Annotated in this window: 17 protein-coding genes; 8 read left to right on the top strand and 9 right to left on the bottom strand. The window is 65.3% G+C overall.

All coding sequences use genetic code 11. The features are described 5' to 3' along the window. The first annotated feature begins 159 nt into the window (after window positions 1-159). Entirely contained in the window at window positions 160-660 is a 501-nt protein-coding gene (locus ACWF0M_RS12565; RefSeq protein ID WP_452235749.1) for a helix-turn-helix transcriptional regulator, read from the top strand. Between the two features lie 78 nt (window positions 661-738). Here the strand turns inward: ACWF0M_RS12565 and ACWF0M_RS12570 are convergent, their stop codons facing one another. Next, window positions 739-1023 (bottom strand): hypothetical protein, encoded by a 285-nt coding sequence (locus ACWF0M_RS12570; RefSeq protein WP_452235750.1) that lies wholly within the window; start codon window positions 1021-1023, stop codon window positions 739-741. A 683-nt stretch (window positions 1024-1706) separates the two neighbouring features. Between ACWF0M_RS12570 and istB the strand changes: the two genes are divergently transcribed. Continuing rightward, window positions 1707-2474 carry an IS21-like element helper ATPase IstB gene (gene istB / locus ACWF0M_RS12575; protein WP_452235751.1) on the top strand — a complete coding sequence of 256 codons (768 nt, stop codon included), beginning with the start codon at window positions 1707-1709 and terminating at the stop codon, window positions 2472-2474. Window positions 2475-2667: 193 nt separating this feature from the next. Here the strand turns inward: istB and ACWF0M_RS12580 are convergent, their stop codons facing one another. From ACWF0M_RS12580 to ACWF0M_RS12610, 7 genes are all read right to left on the bottom strand, one after another. Further along, window positions 2668-3309, bottom strand: coding sequence for a hypothetical protein (locus ACWF0M_RS12580; protein WP_452235752.1), 642 nt, complete (start codon window positions 3307-3309; stop codon window positions 2668-2670). Window positions 3310-3320: 11 nt separating this feature from the next. After that, window positions 3321-10352, bottom strand: a complete 7032-nt coding sequence (locus tag ACWF0M_RS12585; protein ID WP_452235753.1) for a golvesin C-terminal-like domain-containing protein — start codon at window positions 10350-10352, stop codon at window positions 3321-3323. Next, entirely contained in the window at window positions 10322-11851 is a 1530-nt protein-coding gene (locus tag ACWF0M_RS12590; protein WP_452235754.1) for a DNRLRE domain-containing protein, read from the bottom strand. Before ACWF0M_RS12590 ends, ACWF0M_RS12585 begins: the two co-directional genes overlap by 31 nt. 1117 nt (window positions 11852-12968) lie before the next feature. Continuing rightward, complete coding sequence (locus ACWF0M_RS12595) at window positions 12969-13178, bottom strand: DUF397 domain-containing protein (RefSeq protein WP_452235755.1); 210 nt, start codon at window positions 13176-13178, stop codon at window positions 12969-12971. Window positions 13179-13499: 321 nt separating this feature from the next. Beyond that, window positions 13500-13805, bottom strand: coding sequence for a hypothetical protein (locus ACWF0M_RS12600; RefSeq protein WP_452235756.1), 306 nt, complete (start codon window positions 13803-13805; stop codon window positions 13500-13502). Further along, window positions 13802-14269 (bottom strand): DUF397 domain-containing protein, encoded by a 468-nt coding sequence (locus ACWF0M_RS12605; protein WP_452235757.1) that lies wholly within the window; start codon window positions 14267-14269, stop codon window positions 13802-13804. Before ACWF0M_RS12605 ends, ACWF0M_RS12600 begins: the two co-directional genes overlap by 4 nt. Further along, complete coding sequence (locus ACWF0M_RS12610; protein ID WP_452235758.1) at window positions 14266-14460, bottom strand: hypothetical protein; 195 nt, start codon at window positions 14458-14460, stop codon at window positions 14266-14268. Before ACWF0M_RS12610 ends, ACWF0M_RS12605 begins: the two co-directional genes overlap by 4 nt. 395 nt (window positions 14461-14855) lie before the next feature. On the opposite strand from ACWF0M_RS12610, the gene ACWF0M_RS12615 reads away from it, so the two are divergent. Both ACWF0M_RS12615 and ACWF0M_RS12620 read left to right on the top strand, forming a co-directional pair. Then, entirely contained in the window at window positions 14856-16235 is a 1380-nt protein-coding gene (locus tag ACWF0M_RS12615) for a hypothetical protein (protein ID WP_452235759.1), read from the top strand. 22 nt (window positions 16236-16257) lie between these two features. Continuing rightward, window positions 16258-16953, top strand: a complete 696-nt coding sequence (locus ACWF0M_RS12620) for an SDR family NAD(P)-dependent oxidoreductase (RefSeq protein WP_452235760.1) — start codon at window positions 16258-16260, stop codon at window positions 16951-16953. 95 nt (window positions 16954-17048) lie between these two features. On the opposite strand, the gene ACWF0M_RS12625 is transcribed toward ACWF0M_RS12620, so the two are convergent. After that, window positions 17049-17936 carry a helix-turn-helix domain-containing protein gene (locus tag ACWF0M_RS12625; protein WP_452235761.1) on the bottom strand — a complete coding sequence of 296 codons (888 nt, stop codon included), beginning with the start codon at window positions 17934-17936 and terminating at the stop codon, window positions 17049-17051. A 736-nt stretch (window positions 17937-18672) separates the two neighbouring features. Between ACWF0M_RS12625 and ACWF0M_RS12630 the strand changes: the two genes are divergently transcribed. The 4 genes from ACWF0M_RS12630 to ACWF0M_RS12645 all read left to right on the top strand — a co-directional run bounded on the left by ACWF0M_RS12630 (window position 18673) and on the right by ACWF0M_RS12645 (window position 21055). Beyond that, window positions 18673-19533, top strand: coding sequence for an SAM-dependent methyltransferase (locus ACWF0M_RS12630; RefSeq protein ID WP_452235762.1), 861 nt, complete (start codon window positions 18673-18675; stop codon window positions 19531-19533). Then, on the top strand, window positions 19533-20090 hold the full coding sequence (locus ACWF0M_RS12635; RefSeq protein ID WP_452235763.1) for a hypothetical protein: 558 nt from the start codon (window positions 19533-19535) through the stop codon (window positions 20088-20090). The genes ACWF0M_RS12630 and ACWF0M_RS12635 overlap by 1 nt, the downstream gene beginning before the upstream one ends. Next, window positions 20087-20533, top strand: coding sequence for a recombinase family protein (locus ACWF0M_RS12640; protein WP_452235764.1), 447 nt, complete (start codon window positions 20087-20089; stop codon window positions 20531-20533). Before ACWF0M_RS12635 ends, ACWF0M_RS12640 begins: the two co-directional genes overlap by 4 nt. A gap of 144 nt (window positions 20534-20677) precedes the next feature. Further along, a complete protein-coding gene (locus ACWF0M_RS12645) occupies window positions 20678-21055 on the top strand; it encodes a hypothetical protein (RefSeq protein ID WP_452235765.1) in 378 nt (125 codons plus the stop codon). Window positions 21056-21075: the final 20 nt, after the last annotated feature.

Here is a 21075-nt window from a genome sequence, read left to right on the forward strand (position 1 = left end):
GTTCGAGCGCTGGCGGCATGGATCGGGTCTGCCACAACCGGCACCACCTGACCCCTCGTCAAGCGTTGCTGGTGGCGGAAGTACCCCACCTTGGGGTAGTTCCGAGCCCGCGGTTCCCGGAGTCTGGTTCTGTCGGGATCCATCCACCAAGGAGGACGCGTGGCAACCCAGGCAGTCACTCTCCAGAGGCGCGACATCGAGCGCCTGCTCCAGGCTGCCGGCAATGCGCGGGCGCTCGAACAGCTCACCGCACGGAATGACCACGCCGCTGTCATCGTGGTCGTGCTCGCGAACACCGACAAGGAAAATGCTCAGGCGACGGACGAGTCGGCTCGGCTCGCCGCGGGCGAAGGCATGGAGAGCCCGCCCACGCTGCCGCGACGAGACTCGCTGGCTCGCCGTAGACGTGAGCTGTGCAAAACTCAGGAGAGTCTGGCCATGGACGTTGGAGTCCAGCGGTCCACGGTCGCTCGCTGGGAGTCCGGCGATACGACCCCATCGCTGTGGGCTCGGCCACGCATCGCCCACGCATTGGACGTGACGCTCGACCTGCTCGACGAGCTACTCGGGACCAGCCTTGCTGGCGAAGACCTGTCACAGATGGGGATGGGAGACGGGGTCGAAACGGCGTCGGCGCCACGACCGCCCGCAGTCGCGTAACAAGCTCAGGCGTTGTTGGTGTCAAGGATGCGTGGAGACTGACCTCGCAAGTCATCGGTCGACGATCTGCCTCGGCGATCACTGGACGCGCATCCCCGGTCGGCGTTGATCCAGGCGTTGGCGTGATGCCGCGACGTTGCGGCCGTTGCCGCGCCAGCCGTTCTTGCTGGCCACGTGGTAGACCGGCAAGAACGGCTCGGCATCCGCGTCAAGGGTCGTCGAGAGGTGCCGCCCGGGAGATGTGCGTGTTCGACGGGAGGACGTCGGCGTGGTCGATCGCCCCGACTGCGGGTCGTTGCCGACCTGGACTACGGCGCCGACACAGGCGACCGGGAACCGTCCTTGACCTGATTCCAGACCCATTCAGCGAACCATCACTGCGCCGCTGTACGCCGACGCCGGACAAACGGCTCCGGTTCGGCCAGCACCTGCAACCCATGTCGTGGCATGACACATGGGCCCACTCCGTTCAGGGCCGCGCGCAACCGAGCCTCACCCAACACCGAACCCGCAGGGGCCTTGGGCAACAACATCCACCAGGCACAATACGGGGCGAACTGTCCAGCAGACACCGAGCTCTTGCGCCAACCCTGAACCCTGACGACCGCGAGCTCCGGAATCACTGGTGTGGTTCTGACCGTGTTTGAGGGCGTCAGATCTCCGTGAAAGTTGTCGTCACCTGCGGATGGGCCCGGAAGTTGTCAGCGAATTCGGGTGTCACTTTGGAGGTTGCGGTGGCAAGGTGAATGTGCTCAGTGAGGGAGCACTGCCGATGCCGCCTGGACCGTCGAGAGTCGAGTTGTATGCCGCGCTGCGGCGTGACTCCCACGCAGGGCTCTCGAGCCGGGCTCTGCAGCGCAGGTACGGCGTCAGTTGGCGAACGGTCAACAACGCGCTGACATCCGCGTGGCCGCAGCCACGGGCTCCGTATGCACGGCGGCCGCCGAAGCCGCCGCCAAGGCCGCTGCGCAGGCATCAGGGCCGGCCACACCCGATCCCCGCGCGGTATCGGCACCAGCGCGGACATCCCGGAAGAAGAAGCTGTCATGAGTCCACGTCGACGCACGATGACCGAACAAGCCGCTGAGGCGGCCGTCGACCAGGCCTGCCGGTCGTTGCGGCTGCCGACCATCCGGACCCGGTTCCCCGACCTGGTCGAGCGCGCCGCCGGCGACCAGATGTCGTACCGGGTGTTCCTGGCCGAACTACTGCTGGCCGAGTGCGATGACCGGGCACGGCGCCGTTCCGAGCGCCGGATCAAGGCGGCCCAGTTCCCGCGGGAGAAGTCGCTGCGTGCGTTCGATTTCGACGCCAACCCGAACATCGACCCGGCGGTGATCAATCATCTGGCGACCTGCGAGTGGGTGAAGAAGGGCCTGCCGCTGTGTCTGATCGGCAACTCCGGCACCGGCAAGTCCCCCCTCCTCATCGCTTTGGGAACCGAGGCGGCGATGGCTGGCTACCGAGTCAAGTACGCCCTCGCCGCCCGCCTGGCTCACGCGCTGGTCGAGGCCGCGGACGAGAAGATCCTGACGAAGACCATCGCCCGCTACGGCCGCGTCGACCTGCTCTGCATTGACGAACTCGGATACATGAAACTCGACCGCCGCGCCGCCGAACTCCTCTTCCAGGTATTGACCGAACGCGAGGAGAAGAACTCGGTCGCGATCGCCTCCAACGAGTCATTCACCGGTTGGGGCAAGACCTTCACCGACCCACGGCTCTGCACCGCGATCGTCGACCGCCTCACCTTCGGCGGCAACGTCATCGAAACCGGCACCGAGTCCTACCGCCTCACCCACACACCCACCTGACCCGGCGCGGGCCAGTCGGCACCAAATTCGGCCGCCAACGCTTTATCAGCTTTCACGACATCGGAGGCGCTGCCCTGCCCGGCACCGAAGGCGACCACACAGGTTCAAACTCCCGGCGGGGAACAGCGGAGCCGGGGTCACGGGGAGGGATCCTTGCAGCAGGGTCTGTCGACCAACCCTGGGCTCCCGTAGATCAGAAGTTGAACGATTGCTTTTGAAACTCGGTTCTTACGTCGCTCAGGAGGTAACCCGACTGTCGATAGAACGTGGGGTCGTACGGGAAGAGGCCCAGGTGTGCACAGTACCGTTCAAGCATGTCCGAGGTCAGGCGTTCACGCTTGAGGCGTCGTGTGTACCGCTCGGTCTCCTCGAACGGCAGCGGATCACCATAGGTCTCAAACGTTCTACGGCCCTCCCACATCGACTCCAACGCCCGCACCGTGTCCGCGCCTTTGTGAACGATGAGTTGAAGATTCCGGCCGCCATCCCACTCCGAGGTGCGATCGAGGAGGACGATGCCCTCGAAGTCAGCGCGGCTGCACAGGCCGCTCACCGCTGTCACTGCGTCGGATGCGGGCATGTCGTCGAAGTACGCCGTCCAGGTGCCGTCGCCGCAGTCCCACAGCAGTTCCCGGTCACGTCCGGGACCGAACGGCAGCAGCCGTTCGATGCCGGACGAGAGCGGGCCTTTCAACTTCTCCACGACGAGGCCCGGTGGCCACTTCGCGAACCACGCGTGCGATCGACGCCATCGTTCCAATGCTTCTGCGGTGACAGCGACGTTCGTCTTGAAGAACCCCATGCCTCGGCCGGGAATGGGCAGTTCGGACGTCATGGCGCTCCGCTTCAGTTCATCGTGATCAGCCAGATCTCGGCGTCGGGGTCGTTGGCGAGGATCCGACGGAAGTGATCAACTCCCCGTGTCGACATCTCGGTATCGTACTCGACGTAGAACCGACTACCTCGGAACGTGTACTGCAGGTCCGGCCGATTGATTCCAACCACCTTGCCGCTGGCGTTCACCTGCCACTGATTCATCCTGACATCAGTCGCACCCATCTCCTTCGCCAGTGCCGCGTCCGCCTGAACACGTTGATTTTGCGCAGCGCTGAGGCCAATCTTCCGGCCAAGTATCCTTTTCGCGTCTGGAGCCTCACGGCCCAATACCGCGAGATCCCGCGCGTTCCTGCCGGTGACGAGACTAGCCTTCTCGAGCGCGGCAGCAAGTACCTTCGCTGACATGTGCATGATCTGCCCGACGGCGATGGCGGTATCAATCACCTCGAGCGCGGTGAGCAGCTTGGGCTTGCCGCGGTCGGGGAAGATGACGCCTGGGATGTCGTAGCCGGTGCCTTTGCTGCCGCCGGCGCGCATGTAGTCGCCCATGCTCTGCAGTTCGTCTTGGCCGGAGCATGTTCCGGATGCGTAGTTCTCACAGCTCTTGAAGTAGCCGAGGGCGGCGTCGGGATCACCCTTGTGGACGGTGCAGCCTCCGCCGGACTCTGAGCAGGCCTGTGTGGCTGCTTCGGTCGTGGTTTGCGGGACGGTTTGCTGCGGCTGTATCGGGCCTGAGTAGCTGGCGCCTGAGTCGCAGCCGCCTTCGTCGGCCATCACGCAGTGACCATCGAGTTCGACACCGGTGATCGGGTTGCCGCCAGCGAAGGCGTAGCGGTTGGTGTTCCATGGGTCGGCGCCGAGGGCGAGGTCTTTCAATGCGCCGTTGTAGTAGTCGCGGGACAGGTACCGGTTCAGGCCAGGGTTGTATTCCCGGAACCCCATGTCATACGTGTTCGTGGCGCCGTCGAAGCGCTTGCTGTTGAACCGGTACGGGTTGACGATGTCGGCGTCGTCTGCCGCGATGTCCTTGAACTTGTCGTCGCCGGTTGTGCCGACCTTGTCCGGTTGGCCGTAGGCGGTGTACCGGTACGTCGACGTGGTCGTACCGGTGGTGGCATCGGTGAGGGTTTCGACGTCGCCGTGCGGGTTGGTGCCGTAGTACGACTTCTTCGACGTACTACCGCTGACTGGCGAGTCGACCAGCGACAGGTTCTCCCCGGACGCCCCGTAGGCATACGACTTGGACGTCTTCCATGTGCCAGTGCTGTCTTGCTCTTCCTCGGCGGTGACCTGGTTCGCCAGACCGACGAACGTGTACCTGGTGGTGATCGAGGCGTTCGTGCCGACCTTCTCGGACTGGTTCACCACCCGGTCGAACGGGTCGTAGGTCTGGTTGCGGGTGAACGTCGCCGTGCCGGTCGAATCGAACTTCTGTTGGCGGGTGAGGCGGTCGTAGCCGTCGTAAGCGCTCTGCTCGACCACCTGAGTGCCGGCGTCCACGGTCGTGGAGCGGCCGAACGGGTCGTAGCGGTAGTTGAGCGTGGTCGACCCCGTGACCGTCTTTGTGAGCCGGCTGCGGTCGTAGGTCATCGTCGACGTCGTCGCGCCGATGGTTTGTTTGGTGGTGTTGCCAGCTGCGTCGTACTCGTACGCCTCGTTGTCGCCCTTGTCGACCCCGGTCTTGACCACCGCGGCGAGCTGCCGGGAAGGGGTGTAGGTGTAGGTCGATGCCTGGTCCAGATACAGCGACGAGTTGGCCTGCAGGACCTTCTCGACGTCCTGGGACCTGTCCCCGTCGAGGTTGTACTTCAGCGAGTGTGAGGAGACGAGCTGGCCACCGCCGGTCTTCTCGGTCAGGATCCGCTGCAGACCGTCCTCGTGATACGTCAACGTCGCCACGTTCCCGTTCGGCTTGGTGATCGTGGAGCGCAGGCCGCGGGGGTCGTAGGTATAACTCCAGGTATCCGTGCTCGTCGACGTGGAGCCAGCCTTCACTGTGTCGACGAGGTTGCGGACGTCCCAGGTGTAGCCCGTGTAGCGGGTCACGCCGACGGTGTTCGCGTCCGTGGGACGTTGGGCGTTGGTCGACAAGACGTTGGAATCGAGGTCGTAGGTGTAGTCGGTTGTCGCCTTGTTGTTGCCGGACTTGAGTTCCTGGACCTGAGTCGTTCGGGCCAGGCCATCGGTGGTGACCTTGAACGTATCGGTTGCGGCGTTCGGGTTGTTGTCCTTGACCTCGGTTTGCTGACCGTTCTGGTCGTAGCTGTAGGTGAATGCCCGGCTGTCGACCGGGTTGGTCGAGACCAGCTTGATCGCATCGGCGGACACCACACCAACGGCAGAAGGCTTCAGCGTGATCGTCTTCGCGACGCCGTTCGGGAAGCTGAAGTTGCCCAGGCTGATCCACGGGGTCGCCGCGGTACACACAGACTGGTCGACCGTCTTGGTGGCCGCGCCTGTGGAGTGGTTGATCGTGTACGTCGCCGTTGTTGTTGCGCCGGCGGCGACCGGGCAGGAGGCGTAGACGTCGAACGAGCCCGCAACATCCGGCAGCACCCGCCAGTTGAACGTGTCACTGGCTTCCGGCGTGCCCACCGCGGCGGCGGCGTGTGTCCTGTAGTTCGCACCCTGCGTGTTCGTACCACCGGTGACCGTCGCCCACGTGCCTGTCGAGCTGGTTTGCCAGGTGTCGGCGTTGTCGACGATGTCGACCGGCTGCTGGGCGGCGGTGTCGGAACGGGACTGCAGCGCGCCGTCGGGGTAGTAGCCCCGCGCCTGGGTGCGTTTGGCGTCGTCGCCCGGCACGGTGAGTGTCCGGTCGGTTTGCTGGCCGAGCTGGTTGTAGCCATAGGTCGCGGTGATCTGCCACGGGTCCGTGGAGGTTTTGATGTCACCGGAGCCGTAGTAGGTGAAGTTCGTCCACTGCGCGGCCGGCGGTGCCGTGGCGGCGAACGTCGGTTCGGACTGGGCCTTGATCTCGCCGGTCGGGTAGTACTGGATGAACGTGCTCGACGGGGTCTTGTACAGCGTCGTCGTGGTGTCGAACGCGGACTTCTTCTGTACCGGACGGTTGTTCTTGTCGTAGACGGTGTCGGTAAATAAGCCGCTCGGCGGGGTTTCTCGGGTGATGTTGCCGACCTGGTCGTACGTCCGCGTCGTGACCCGGTCCTCTTGGTGGCCACCTATCGGGGTGTGCGGGACGTGGACGGCGATCGGCTGACCCGCCTCGTCGTAGTCGATCTTCCGCGTGTGGCCGGTCTGGTTGATCTCGGCGGTCACGAGGCCGTCGGCGTCGTACACCTTCTTGCTCGTGTAACCAGCCGCATCCGTCACTGCGGTGGGCCGGTGGTTCAGGTCGTAGACCGTCTTGGTCGTGTAGTCGGTCGCCGGAGAAGCGTTCCGCAGCGGATCCATCACCGTTACCTGGTTACCGACCAGGTCATACTCGTACGTCGTCGTCGGCGTCTTCGTCGACCCGCCCTCAACGAACGGGGTCTCGACCTTCAACACCTGACCGATCCGGTCATAGGTGTACTTCGCGACGAAGTCGTTCGGGTCCGTCGTGGTCGCGATACCCTTCGGCGCGGTCTCAGTGACCTTCCGACCCAGTACGTCGTAGGTGTAGGCGAGCTGCCGGCCGGTGGTGTTGTTGTCCGGCAGCGTCTTGGTCGACAAGTTGTCGGCGGCATCGAACGTGGACACCGACTGCGCACCGTTCGGCGCCGTTTCCTTGGTGACGTTGTCGTTCAGGTCGTAGTCGGTCGCCGTGGTCCGAACCACGGTCCCGTCGTACGGCTTCGACACCTTGGCCGGCCGGCCGAAGGCGTCGTACTCCGCCGTGGTGATCCGCTGCTGTGCGTCGGTGACCTGCACGACGTTGCCGCGAGCATCGTAGAGGAAGTCGGTCTTGGCGAGTTCGGGGTCGGTGATCGACAGCGGGTAGCCGCTGGGGTCGTAGTTGCTGTCGGCGCCGTACTGGGTCGCGTTGCCGCGGGCGTCAGTAGCCGTCGCCAGGGTCCCGTTCGGGTTGTAGGTATAGGTCGGCCCGAAGCCGCGGCCGTTCTTGACCGTCTTGACGTTGCCGTTCGCGTCGTAGGTGAACGTGTCCGTGCGGCCGGCGGCGCTCTTCTTCGACATCAGCACGGTCGGCTTCGCGCCGGTGGTCAGCGTCTGGTAGGTCAGGACGACGCCAGCCAGGCCGTTCTTGACCGCCATCGCGTCCTTCACGATCAGCGGGTAACCGGTGGCCGGGTCGTACTCCCACGTCGACACCGCACCGTTCGGCTCCTGCAGCCGGATCACGTTGTGGTCGCTGTCCCAGCCCAGCAGCGTCGCCTTGGTGCCGCCGGTGGCGTTCTGGTTCGCGTCCAGGATGCTCGTGGTGCGGCCGTAGCCGTCCATCCTGTACGTCGTGACCGACGGCGTGGAACCGTTGACGTCAGTGACCGTGGCGACGAGGTCCTTCGCGGCCGAACCGTCCGGATCGGCGTACGAGAACGTCGTGTCGTTCCCGCGCCGGTCGGTATAGCTCTTCGGCCACGACGCGAAGGTCGAGTTCTCCGTCGACGTGTAGTACTGCACCTTCGTCTCCGCGCCGGTCTGGGGGTTGCGCGGGTCCTTGACCGAGATCAGCTTCGTGTTGCCGTTGTTGTTGGTGTCGGTGTAGGCGAACTGGAACGACTTCACCGGCGCACCCGCACCGAACGTCGCGGTGACCGGGTCGAACGCGCCGCCGTCCTCGAGCTTGATCAACTGCGACGACGCGTTGTAGTTGAACTTCAAGGCGCGCCCGGAGATGTCCCGGATCCACACCAGCTTCCGGGTGCCGCCGGTCTCGTACCCGAGCGTCAGCACAGGATCGACATGCTTGGCGTCCCGAACCGTCAGCAAGCGCCCGCTCGTGTCGTAGCTGAACGTCATGGTGTTGCCGTTGCGGTCGACCACCGATGTCTGTCGGCCGGTGTCCTGATTGAAGTAGAACCGGGTCCCGTCCGGGCGGCTGAACACCCACTGGTGCGCCGCGTCGGCGGTCAGGTCGCGGGTCAGGTCGAGGTCGACGCCGGGCGGGCGGGTGTAGGTCAACAGGCTGGAGGTCTGGGTGGCGAGCTTGTAGGTGTGGGTCGTGCCGTCACCGTCGATGAACGTCATCAGGTTGTTGGTGCTGCCGCCGGTCGGCACCGGCAGGTCACTGCCCAGCCGGGTCAGCGTGGCCGCCTGGACGGAGAACCCGAACCCGGCGCGGGGGCTGGTGCCGTCCATGGAGTTGTAGGCCAACCGGACGAACGCCGACGGCCCGATCGACGGGTTCGACAACGCGTCATAGGACCAGACCGCGTTGCCGCTGTACAGGTTGGTCAGCAACTGCGCTCCACCGCCGGTCTCCTCACCGGCATACGACAAGAACTTCTCCAGACCCAACTGGTCAGACCCCGGATCCTCCACATACCGGTCCACACACAAGTACCCGGTGGTGACGACCACACAACCCTGCGACGGATGCGTCGTGTTCGACGACGGCGGAACCGTCGTGGAGAACCAGTCCGAGCCGGTCCACAGATCCAGGTAGATGTCGTAGGCCAGGCGCTTGGTGCCAGTGTCGGAGTTGATCGGCGTCCGGATCGGCAGGTTCAGCCTGACGGCCTCTCCCGGCGCCAACGCCTTGCCGAGCGGCACGAAGTTGCGGTCGCCCGGCACGGTGATATCCGTCGGACTGCCCGGCTCGGTCCATCGATACGACAACTGCAAACCGGTCGGCCAGGCCTGGTTCGTCGTGTTCGTCACCGTCACCGGCGTCGTGATGGTCGTACCAGGAACGAACCGCTCCGGCATCTCGTCGGCCTGATAGGTCTCGGCCTGATTCTTGGCCAACGACTCGATCCACAACCGCGGCCGGAACAACGTGTCCGGCGACTCGCCGTTCGTGATGCTGATCAACTGCTGCCCCGCCGCGGCCGGCGCCTCATCCCTCGTCCGCAACAACAGCCCGTGGTTGTCGCCCGGATTGTCCACCCATGACTGCACCTTCGTCAGCAGGTTCTGGTTCTGACTGGTCGGCGCGAACGTCAGCCGTTGGGCGTTGCCGTCGGGGTGGACCGTGGCCAGCAGCTTGGTCGCGTCGTAGTCACCGCCCGGCGCGGTCCAGTTGATCGTCGACTCGGATTGGTTCCAGGTGGCCTGGTCCTCGGTGAACGGACGGGTCAGCGCATACAGATCGAAGTCCGCCCGCCCACTCCCGGAGCCGTAGTTCGAGTACAGCTCCACTCGCGCATCGGTGACCTTCGTGCCCTGCTTGACCGCCGCCGCGTCGAACTTGAACACACCTCGCTCGACACCATAGGTCGGGTGGTTGTTACCTACCTGCACCCAGTACCGCGTATTCGCCGTACCGCCGCCGTCGGGACGCGACACGTTCACCGTCGGCAGAGACTTGCTCAACGTCGTATCGGAGATCCCGCTGATGGGATCACCGGTGAACGAACGCAGGATCCGGCCCTCACGCGGCGTCGTCACGGTCTGCACGTTCGACGCCGCCTTGCCGTTCGACGCTCCGTCACCGACCGTGCGGGCCACGACCCAGTAGTTGTACGTCGCCGGGTCGGCGTCACCGGTGCCCGTGAGCGTCGACGGCTTCGCCGTGTCGTCCGTGAACGACGTCACGTCGGGCGCGACGGTCCCGACCAGTTCCAGCGCTGCTGGTGAGGTGGTCGAGAAGTAGTCACCCACCGGCGCCGTGCAACCATCCGCCGGCAGGGCACGGCAGCCGCGGAAGATCTGGTACTCGACCAGGTCGTCGTCATCGGCCGGCGTCGGGTCGATGTACTTGCCCCACGACAGCTCCGGGCCGGACGAGTTGATCGTCGACGGCGAGTTCAGCGTCACGCCCGGCTCGTCGTAGGTGATCTCCAAGTTCGGCCGGGCCGCGGTCTCCCCGCCGTAGGTCGCCTCGCTCGCGCTGTAGTACAACCCACCTGCAGGAGCCGTCGCCGGGTTCTCGTCGACGGCCTTCAGCATCACACCGAAGTTCGACGCCGGATTAGCCACCCACGACTGCACATAGCTACCCAGCCCGAACGAATGCCACCGTCACGATCACCGACCTGCTTGGTCGCGGTCGAGTATTTGACCCACTTCACCGCGTCCGCGACCGGGATCGTCGCGGTCCCGGACTGGTCACGGGTGATCTTCACCCGCGTCGTCGCGTCCGGCAGCGCGTGGATCGTGCCCAACGTGTACCACAACGCAGCACCCGTCGTACCGGCCGTCTGATCCCAGGTCGTGTTCGCCACCACCTGCTGGATCGGCGTCCCCGGCCCCGACCGCTTCGCACCGACGAGCGTCGTCGGCAGCTTGCCCCGCACGCTGGACTGGAAGTAGTGCCCCTGCACCTGGTAGTCGCCTTCGCTCGGCACCCGCGCATCCCAGCTGAACGTGTCCGCCGTGGTGCCGGTCGGGGCGTAGGAGAACCAGCCGTTCACCGCGCTCGCGTTCGACTGGTCCTTCCACGACCCCTCGTACGACGACGACAACGTGTCCTGGTCGTCGACCTGCACGATGTTGGTCGCATACGTCCCGTTGAAGAAGCTGTTCATCGACGCCCACGTCGCCGTCGACTCCGACCAATCCTGAGTCACCTTCACCGCCGAGAAGGGCAGCGCGTAATCTCCGCCGAACCCCGCCCCATAATGCATGTTCAGGTCAGCCGACCGGATCGTCGTGGTCGTCGGGATCATCGATGTGTCGAACTTGAGCAGGCCGCGCCACGTGTTGTGGCTCAGATCGTCGCCGACGAGCACGTTCGGGTTGGTGCCGTAGTTCGTGGTGGCGTTCGCCTCGGAGATCGAGGTGTCCTGTGCGGCGGCCGGATCCGGCACGACGACGATCGTGGGGTCGATGACGATCGGGAAAACCCACTCCTTGCCGGTCAGCCACGCCTGGTCCGGCTTCAGCGTGAGCAGCGTCTTACCGCCCTGCTGGCTGATCGTCTGCGTGATCTTCTCCGAGTAGCCCGGCTGACCGAGCCGGTTCGCCGCCGACGAGTCATACATGTTCGGCGCCGGGATCACGTACTTCGGACGCGTGTCACCGTTCTGCTTGAAGAACTCGATCGACCCGTCCGGCTGCGCCTTCGCCGTCAGACCGCTGGTGTGCAACTCGAACGTGTACTCGTCCGCCGCATCCGCCACAGCGGTCAGTACGACGGTCTCCTTCACGCCGGTGCGCGAAACGTAGTACCGCACGTCCGCCGTACCGAACACGTCGGCAAACGCCACCGACGAATCCTTCACCAACGGCGTCAACGGCCGCTTGTCACCGGCCGCGCCCAGGCTGATCGACTCGCCGCCGCCATCACCGGCCCCGAAGGTCAGCAGCCGATCGCTCGACTTACCGAACCGCGTCCGGAACGAGTTCTTCGCGTTCTCGAACGAATCCTCACCCGTACCAGCGACGACGTTCGTGTCGATGTCCCGCCACTTGCCCTTGGAATCCTTGTAATGCACCGGCTCCGTCGACAACTCGACCTGCGTCGTCCCGTCACTCATGCGATACGACGTCGACGACTCCGTACGCCGCTCCTCCAACTCCCGCACCCGTGTTGGCTTCCCGACCGCAGCCGACGTCGTGGACGCGTTCGCAACGCGCGCGGGAAGCGGCGGCGCCAACGGCCCAACAGCCGCAAGAGGCGCATGTTGTACAGCGGCCTGCGCGACTTGTTGGGGGTGTGCGAGGGCGGTGGCAGGGACTCCGAGGGATGCCGGGAGGGACAGGATCAGGGCATACCTCAGCAACCTATGGGCGGGGCGCATCGACACTCCAAAACTGGGCGGGAATCCGGCGCACCCCGAGTAACGCCGACGAGTCACACTGGGTTATATCCACCAGATACCGGTCTAAACCAGACTGCGGATGTCAAGTGGCCAAGTTGCAGGTTGCTGCAGACGACACGCACCCCATCGACAAAGACGACGGCTCGTGTTAGGCACGCCCACGACCCGTCGCACCTCGACCCGGCGATGCGCCGCTAAGGACGATGACGCCTGTGGATGCGCGGCTTTCAGGCCGACGGCGGGCGCGCCGACTACTCGGCGTTGTCTTGCCCGGCCGCAGTTAGTCGGCAGCAGACCTCAGCTGTCTGTGCATACGGCGCCCAGCGGGAGGCCGGTCGAACACCACTGGTTCGCCCGACCGCCCACGACCGACATCAAAATTCGCGGAGATCTCGACCATCACCACAGCCCGACCGACACCACCATTCGCGATCAAACGACTCCGCAATTCACAGTCAGAGCCACTGGTGCAACCGCGAGCCGCATCACACCAGCCTCCGACGTCCCCACGACACCCGTAGGCAGCCCAGCCACAATGTGGTGGTCGGCCGCGGACAGACCGGAGCCTGTCAGCTGGGACGACTTCGAGCAGGTCGCCCAGGGAACCGAACACACCACCATCCATCGAGAACGACGCCGTGAACCGCGGTGAGCCCTCATCTGCCCCAGCCATCCTGGGGCAGATGAAGGAGATTGCCGTCCTGGACGAGCGCAACGCAGTCCTAGTCACACAGTTGGCCCAGCACTAGCACGGAGCGTCGACGCAGCCGGACGATCAGTGGTGGTGACACCCACCGGGAAGACCATGAGACGCGGAGAGCTGGAGAACGGTTCACGTCGACGGATCGTCGTGGCCATCGCTGATGCTGGCCAGGAAGTCAGTCCAGGCCGAGGTAGCGGCCAGCAGAACGGGGCTCGCGTCGCCCAACTTGCTGTCGCGGATGGCGATAGTCCCACGGGATACGCGCGCGACCTCGACGCAGTTGTTGTTCGGGCCGGACCTGCTGGACTTGTGCCATACAGCGCGAGTGAGATCGGTCATCAGTCTTTCCTTCCGCTGGCTTCGTCTGGTTGGGCGGACGCAGGTGCAGCGTTTTGCCGGGCCGGCTGCCGTCCCACGCCACCTTGCGGCGGGGGACGGCAGGGCCCCAGCGGGACCCCGCCCGATCCCGGGTGGAACGGCGGCCGACCGCACCTGGTGTTTCAGGCCCGCGCCGCCGGCCGGCCTTGGGGAGTCCTGTTCGTGCACCCGACAGGAGAAGTGGGCGCACGAACAGGACCGTGCAGACGGGGCCGGATGCCAATCCGCAATCGTGAAATTGGTTGCGGAATGAGGAGGATGAAGACTTCCGGCCCCGCCGGATCATGGCCCCGGCTCAGCGCAAAGAACCTGCACCCCGGCTGCCTCGAGGTCGGTGCGGTGCTCCGCCTGAAGTGCAGCGCCATCGACGAGCGCGACGGTGGTGACCTGGATGCAGCGCACGTGCGTGATCATCGCGTTCACGGCGCACGGCCGGCCGTGGAGCTCGTCGCGGAAAATCCTGGTTGGCTCGTGGCCCGTGCGCTCGGCAAAGCCACGCAACTGAGCCTCGACTTGGTCCGCCTGCCTGCCCGACTCGGTCAGCGGACGGACGACATAGCCGACCATGACCGGCTTGGTTTGCGTCACGGCGCTACCTGACCAGGCTGACCTGCTGCAAAGGCGAGTGCGGCCGGATTGAACTCTCCTTCGCCAACCCCAGCCACGAACGCCTCCCACTCCCCCTTGGTGTACGTCAGCACGACGTCGGGTTGACGGCTGTGGCGCAGGGCGGCACCACCACCAGGCAGCACGGCGTACTCAAGGCAGTCACCCGGGTCGGTGCTGTACCTGGACCTGCGCCATGCGGCCGCGGGAATGCGTTCCGCGGCCCGTGTACCGTGCCCGCTCGGCTCGCCCGGAGCGGGCGCGGCAGGGCCCTGACCGGGATCCCGTCCGATCCCGGAGGTAGAACGGCGAGCGGGCTCGGGACGCACAGGTCGACCTTGCCCGCTCACCGGCTTCGGAGCAGCAAGCTGCCCGCGCAACCGGTCGGCGCCGGGCGCGAAGTGCCGCACGTAGTCCAGGGGCAACCGGCCCGCGGGCGCGATCACGGCCGCACCGCCGGTGCCAGCTCGGCCGGATCATCGGTGATCCGAAGACCCGGAAAGCGGCTTCGCCAGGCACCGACATACCGCCCGGCGAGCTTCGGCTCGGCTTTGAGTTCGCTGATGCAGTACTCACCGAACCACAGCCGTACGACTCGGTCATCCCGGGACTCAACGCGATCTATGAAGGTCGCCATCAGCCTTGGACCTGTGTCGTTTGAGGGTCTTCGACGCCATGTCCGATCGGGTCGCCCGCAAGGTCACGCGTGCCGCGCAGCCATCCCTCGAAGGCCCATCGCTGACTGGCGGGGCATCGCCCGATCAGCTCCGTCAGTTCCGCCTCGGTCAGTGTGGCGCCAGGTTGTGGTGCCATCGGCCGGGTCCCCGTCGTTGTGCTCATGGAACCCAACATCACGCAGCGAAGTGTGGGTGACTAGATGTGATTTGTAGTGTCTGTGTGGCCTCCTTGTAGCATCTTTCGGACTTTGTAGTCTCCTTGTGGTCTTCTGTGGCCTGGGCTGGCTTTCACCTGGCAGGCTTGTTGGGTTCACGCGACGGCGCGAGTACGTTCAGTGAACGAACAGGAGGCATCGTGAGCGATCAGGTTGGACAGCAGCCGATCCATCGCCACCCGTTGGCGTGGATCCGTGCTGAACGGGGCTGGACTCACCAAGACGTCGCAGAGGCCATCGCGGTGCACTCCCGAGAGTTGCGACTCGGCTCGCCGTCCGCACAGCGTCAGAAAGTCTGGCGCTGGGAGCATGTAGGCGTCGTACCTGGTGCGGCGAGCCAGCAGGCGCTGGCTGCTGCTCTGGATGTCTCCATGGATCGAGTGCGGCGCTTGCCCTGGCCGCGGTGGTTGCCGACCGGCGAGGACATTCGGACCGACTATGCCTGGACCGCTGACGGCACCCGCACCGTCTTGACCGACACCCTGGAGTACGCCGTGCAGGATCGCAGAGGCTTTCTGACCCTCACCGGGGCCCTACTGACCGCGGTCGCGGGTGGCTGGGCCGACGCCGAGCCTGCCGTCGCCAAGATCAACCGAGTCACGGCCGCCGGCGGCCGCATCGATGAAGAGGTCCTCGCCTGGATCGACCAGAAGGTCCCCGCGCTACGCCGCATGGACGACCGGCTCGGCGGCGAGGTCCTCCGCAACGTGATCGACGCTGACCTGCGGGTGGTAAACGATCTGCTGTCCCGCGCTTTCCTGATCGACTCGCAACGGTTGCGGCTGCAGTGCGCCGCCGCCGAGCTCGCGCAGCTCGCTGGCTGGGTCTCGTTCGACTCCGGTTTGCAGTCCGCAGGGCAGCGCTACTACCAGGCCGGGCTGCACGCTGCCCAGTCCGCAGACGACCGGCTGCTCGGCGCCAACGTGCTGGCCTGCATGAGCTTCCAGTCCGCCCTGACAGGCCACCCCAGCGACGGCATTGCCCTGGCGCAAGCCGCGCAGGACAGCGTCAAAGCGTCATCCGGCGTACCGCGGGTCAAGGCGATGATCGCGACCCGCGAGGCCCGAGCCCACGCGAAAGCGGGAAACCACCGCGAATGCGGCGAAGCCCTCCGCCGCGCCGAGCGGTACCTCGAGGGCGCCTCCGACAGCGGCACCGAGCCGGAGTGGGTGTACTACTTCGATGAGGCGGAGCTCGTAGCACAGGTCGGTGCGTGCTGGCTCGACCTGCGGCAGCCCCAGGACGCCCTTCGTCTGCTGGACTACGCCTTGGACACGATCGACCCGAGCTACGTCCGGGACCGGACGATCTATCACGTCCGGCAGGCGTCGGCGCACCTGCAGCTCGGCGAGCTGGAGCACAGCTGTGACCTGCTGCAGATAGCCACCGGCCTCGCACTCCAGTCCCGCTCTGCCCGGTCTGTCTCAACGATCCAAAGCCTCCGGGGACGGATGAACAAGCACGCCGCCGATCCGGCGGTGCGCACACTGGACGAACACCTCCTGGCCCTCACCGCCTAATCCACCGCCTAACCTTGTGCCTATGCCGGACCAGCAACGCGTCGCTCTCGTCACCGGCGCGAACCGAGGCCTCGGCCGAGAGATCGCCCGCCAGCTCGCCATCAGGCGGATCCACGTAGTTATGACCGCCCGGAATATCGCCGCAGCCGACGAGGCGGCCGCGAAGCTGCGAAACGAGGGACTGGCGGTCTCCAGCGCGTGGGTGGACGTCACCGATCCAAGCTCGATCGCCGCGGCAATCGCCGGCCTGCAACGCATCGACATCCTGATCAACAACGCTGGCGTCACGGATGGGGACGAACGGGCGGCCACCATTCCGGCAGATGAGGTGCGCCGGATTCTCGAGGTCAACCTCCTCGGCGCCTGGCAATGTGCTAGCGCTGTCATCCCTCTGATGCGCGATCAGGGATACGGGCGGATCGTCAACGTCAGCAGCCGTTTGGCCGCCCTAAGCACCATGACCGGCGGAACCGAGCCGGCCTACCGCGTGTCCAAAACCGCACTCAACGCCTTGACCCGCGTCCTGGCAGCAGACCTCGCCGACACTGGCATACTCGTCAACACCTGCTCCCCCGGCTGGGTCCGCACCGACCTTGGCGGCCCCAAGGCTCCTACCAGCGTCGAACAAGGCGCAGCGACCCCAGTCTGGCTTGCAACCCTGCCCAGCAACGGACCGACCGGCGGGTTCTTCGCCGATGCAAGACCAACTCCCTGGTAGGGCCGGCGGGCGCTATCTCCCGGGCCTCATCGCCGAACCCTAGAACCTCCGGAGCGCAACGAAGCTGGTGCGAGCGCCTCGCAGCGCCCGCCCTCTCAGAGGTGGCGCTGGAGTTCCTTCAAGTGGCGGCCGATGACGGCGACCGACTCACCGGGGCTGAGCGCGGCGGACCGGATGTCGTCCCAGGACGTCCGGAACAGCGCGATCTCCTCCTTCTGATCGGTCAGAGTGAAGTTGAGGAGGCCGTCGATGTACACGCTGGATGGAAGCTGGACGGTTCCTTCCCCGGGAAAGTCGATGATGATGAACGATCCGGTCGCCAGACCTGCGTGCGCCCGGCCGGGCGGCATCACTCGGATGTCGATGTTCGGCCGTTCCGTCATCTCGAGGAAGTGCTCAAGTTGTCCAGCGAGGCGCTGCGGCTTGCCATAGTCGTAGACCAGCACGACTTCGTTCAGAACGACGTTCAGCGCCGGCGGCGCTGCACGATTGAGGATCTCCTGCCGCTTGAGTCGCACTTCCAGCCGCCGTTCCAGCTTGCCGTCGTCGAGTGCGAAGCCCGTACGGCGCTGGTTGGCCATGACCGTGCGTGCGAAGTCCGGGGTCTGCAACAGCCCCGGCACGTTGACGTTCTCATACCAGGAGAACAGAGCCGCCTGCTCTTCCAGTTCGACGTACCTGCGGAAGTTCCCACTCACGACATCGGCGTACGACCGGAACGTGTTCGGAATCTTGGTGGCCTTCGCGAGCTCCTTCAGCTCGCGGACCGCGGCTTCATCCGTGATGCCGTAGAGCTTGCACAGGTCGTCGACGTCGTGGATGCGGGTGGTGCCTATACCACGTTCGATCCGTGACAGCTTCGACGCTGAGATCTCCGTTCGCGCCTCGACGTCCTTCATCGTGAGCCCGGCCCGGGAGCGGTACTCCTTCAGCTGCGGCCCGATCGCAAACCGCGCCAGCGCACCACTCGGTGGTTCCGTCATCTGACCTCCCTCTGAAGCGGCCAAACAGTAGCAACGTTCCCCGAGCGGACTCTTTGTCCACGCCGCCCACACGATCACCCTATGTCAGAAATCTCAAAGTGGCATGCCATGTTGGCATTGCCATTATGGCATGCCATATGCTTCGATGAAGCTCTCGCATTGAGTGATGGAGCGGTGACCCCGATGACGACTCTGGTACGACCACACCAAGGGCCGAGCTGCCCGCGCGGCACCTCGAGCCCACAAGCCACGCTGAGCAGTCGCCGCGCCCGCCTGGCGTGTGCCCTGCACCGCGGGTCGGATCGCACGTGGGAACGACTCAACGACTGCTTCCGCCGCTGGCGCGACGAAGACATCTGAGCTGGTGGCGGGGCGCCCGGGCCTTCATTACCGGTATCGCGCAAAGGGCGATCGCTCGTCCCGCCACCGGGCGAGCTGGACTACGGCACTCGACCCACCTTCCCGGCCTAGCGGTGGTCGAGCCCCCTCTCCTTCTCCCCCCACGGGGCGGCCGGCTCCAAATGGCTGGTGGGCGGTTTCACCACGCGGCCGGTACCGGCATCACGCCCCCAGCACTCCCAAGCACCTACCCGACCACGGAACGAAAGGTCTGCCGCGATGCCCAGTACTGGCGCTCCCTGGGACGAGTTCACACGGACGGTTCGGCCATCGTGACCAGCGGCTCCGTACCTGCCGGACCTGATCGGGACCCCTCTTCGACCGAGCGGGTTCTGCGATGACCCGCCGCGGTTCATCCCGGGCCAAGGACCAGGGCCAGGAGGAGCCCGAATTCCCGGAGTACTTACAGCACCCGAACATCGCACGGGTCTGGTCGTACGCGGCCGGCGGAAAGGACGAATTCGCCCCCGACCGCAAGGTGGTCGAGAGCATGAACACGGGCCAGTTCCCCAATGTACTGGGATGGATGGCCCGGGCCAATCACCAGTTCTTGCTTCGGGCTCTGATTTACCTCGTGGCGTCGCACCGCATGCAACAGTTCCTGGTCCTCGGACCTGGGATCCCGCCAGACGGCATCTATATCCATGACACGGTCCAGCGGTACAACCCGTCCGCCAAAGTGGTCTACGTCGACACCGACCGCATCGTTCTGACGCGCGCCCGCGGCGCATTCAATGGTCGCCCAGGGCAACAACTGGTCGTCGACGCCGACATCTTCGACCCAAAGGCGCTGCTCGCCGACGAAGAAGTCACCACCTTCCTGGACTTCAGCAAACCAATCGCGATCATCTGCACTGCTGTCCTGCACTACTACCCCGGCACCACTGCCGACGTCGCCGACCTGATGCAGACCTACCTCGATGCCGTGCCCGTTGGCTCCTGCACAGTCCTCACGCACTTCCTCGATTTCGACGAAAACGGATGGGACATGCAGCAGTTCGCCGACGCACTCTTCGTCCGCCTGCACGCCCCCGTGCACTGCCGAACGATCGAAGAGATCGCACAGCTGTTCCCAGACCAAGACCTAATGGGACCCGGCGTCGTCCCGTGCCTTCACTGGCCGCACGAAGAAGACGACGACCCTCCGATGATCACGACCGCTATCGCCGGCGGTATCGGCAAGAAGACCGGCCCCTGATGCCCGGCGACACAGTCGAGCGCCTGGCTACCATCCCGGCGCTGATCGCGGCCGCGGCCCACCACAAGATCTGCGGCAAGATTGCTGCCGAAAGTAAGGGGCAACTGATGGCCGGCGTCGTCACCCTTGATCTCAGCTCATCAAGAGGACCAGCGCTCCTGCCGAGCGCACTTGCGGCTGGAGCCGGGCCTCTGCACGAACTGGCCAGCCCGGGCCAGGAGCCGCGCCCGTTCGTCATCGGCTATGTCGATGCGGCCAGCCTGCCTCGTGGCGGCCAGGCCGCGGTCACCCGGATACGAGCACGCATGGCCCGGTACGCCGACAGGAACCACCTGGCGCTGGGTCATGTCTACGTCGACTACCCAGGCCTGGGCGGGTCAGGATTTGGCGTACTGCTGATCGCGGCTGTCCGCTACAACCCGCAACTGATCCTGGTCCCGAACCTCATGCACGTCGCGACACACGCGGACAAGCGGCACGGGAACCAGACCCGGCAGGAGCTGATTGACGGCCGCACCAAGGCGAGGGTCCAGCCGTTAGCGGGACAACGGTCATGATCGGTAGGCAGTGGATGAGCCACGAGCGGCAACCTGGCTACGATGCTGTCGAAGCCCTTCTCGCGGCCGGCGCCCGAGTAACCGGCGAGCCGACTCTGAGCCCGGTGACACGCCAACCGGGCACGGTGTGGACCCTTGGATATGTCGACGCCACCGGGATGCAACGCAACTCCGACCTCGACGCCCAGTCCGCTCGCATCCGCGAGTATGCCGAACGGCATCAGCTCACGCTGATCTACACCTACGTGGATCGTCCTGGCGAAAACGGCCTCGGCTTTCGCAGCCTGCTGGCCTCAATCGAACGCAATCCCCCGCAGCTAGTACTGGTCACCAGTCTGGCGCACCTCAACACACCAGTCGTCGTCGACGGCGAGCCGCTTGGCGACACCAAACACGACCACTTGGCACGCGTCCGAGTTGACGTGCAGGAGATCTTCCCCTGAAACGAGGACAGGACCGGCACTGGATCCTCACGCGAGAGCCAGGTGCGGGGCTGCCGAACTCCTCACCGACCGAGACTCCGCCGGTCCCGTCCCCATTGACCGAAGTCCCCGGCCCCTCGATCCATCCTTTGCGAGACCCCTGTCTTGCTTTGGTTCGAGGCGCCTCCCCCGAGAGCCGGGGACTTCGCCACCATCACCTGCCTCGCCGCGCCACGGCAACCACTCGCACCGGCCACCGACTGGATCACCGCGTTCGACACCGCCGAGCAAGCCATCGCAGTCCACAACACCAGCGCCAGTTGCAACGCGGCCTGCGCGCGGTCCTGGCCCACCACATCCTGTTCGCTTGGAACCGGCTCGGCCTCACCCTGCCCGAACAACACATTCTGCCCAGCGCTCGCCACCATCGTCCCCGGACCGGTCGACGACGTAATCGCACAACTGGCGGCGGTGCAGACAAAGCATCCGTCGGCGCATATCCGCCTTGGCCGCGAAAGCACCTTCGAGGCCTGGTCGTCATAATCGACCCGCCAAGTTCCCCG

It is taken from the genome of Kribbella sp. NPDC055110 (genome assembly GCF_053607525.1).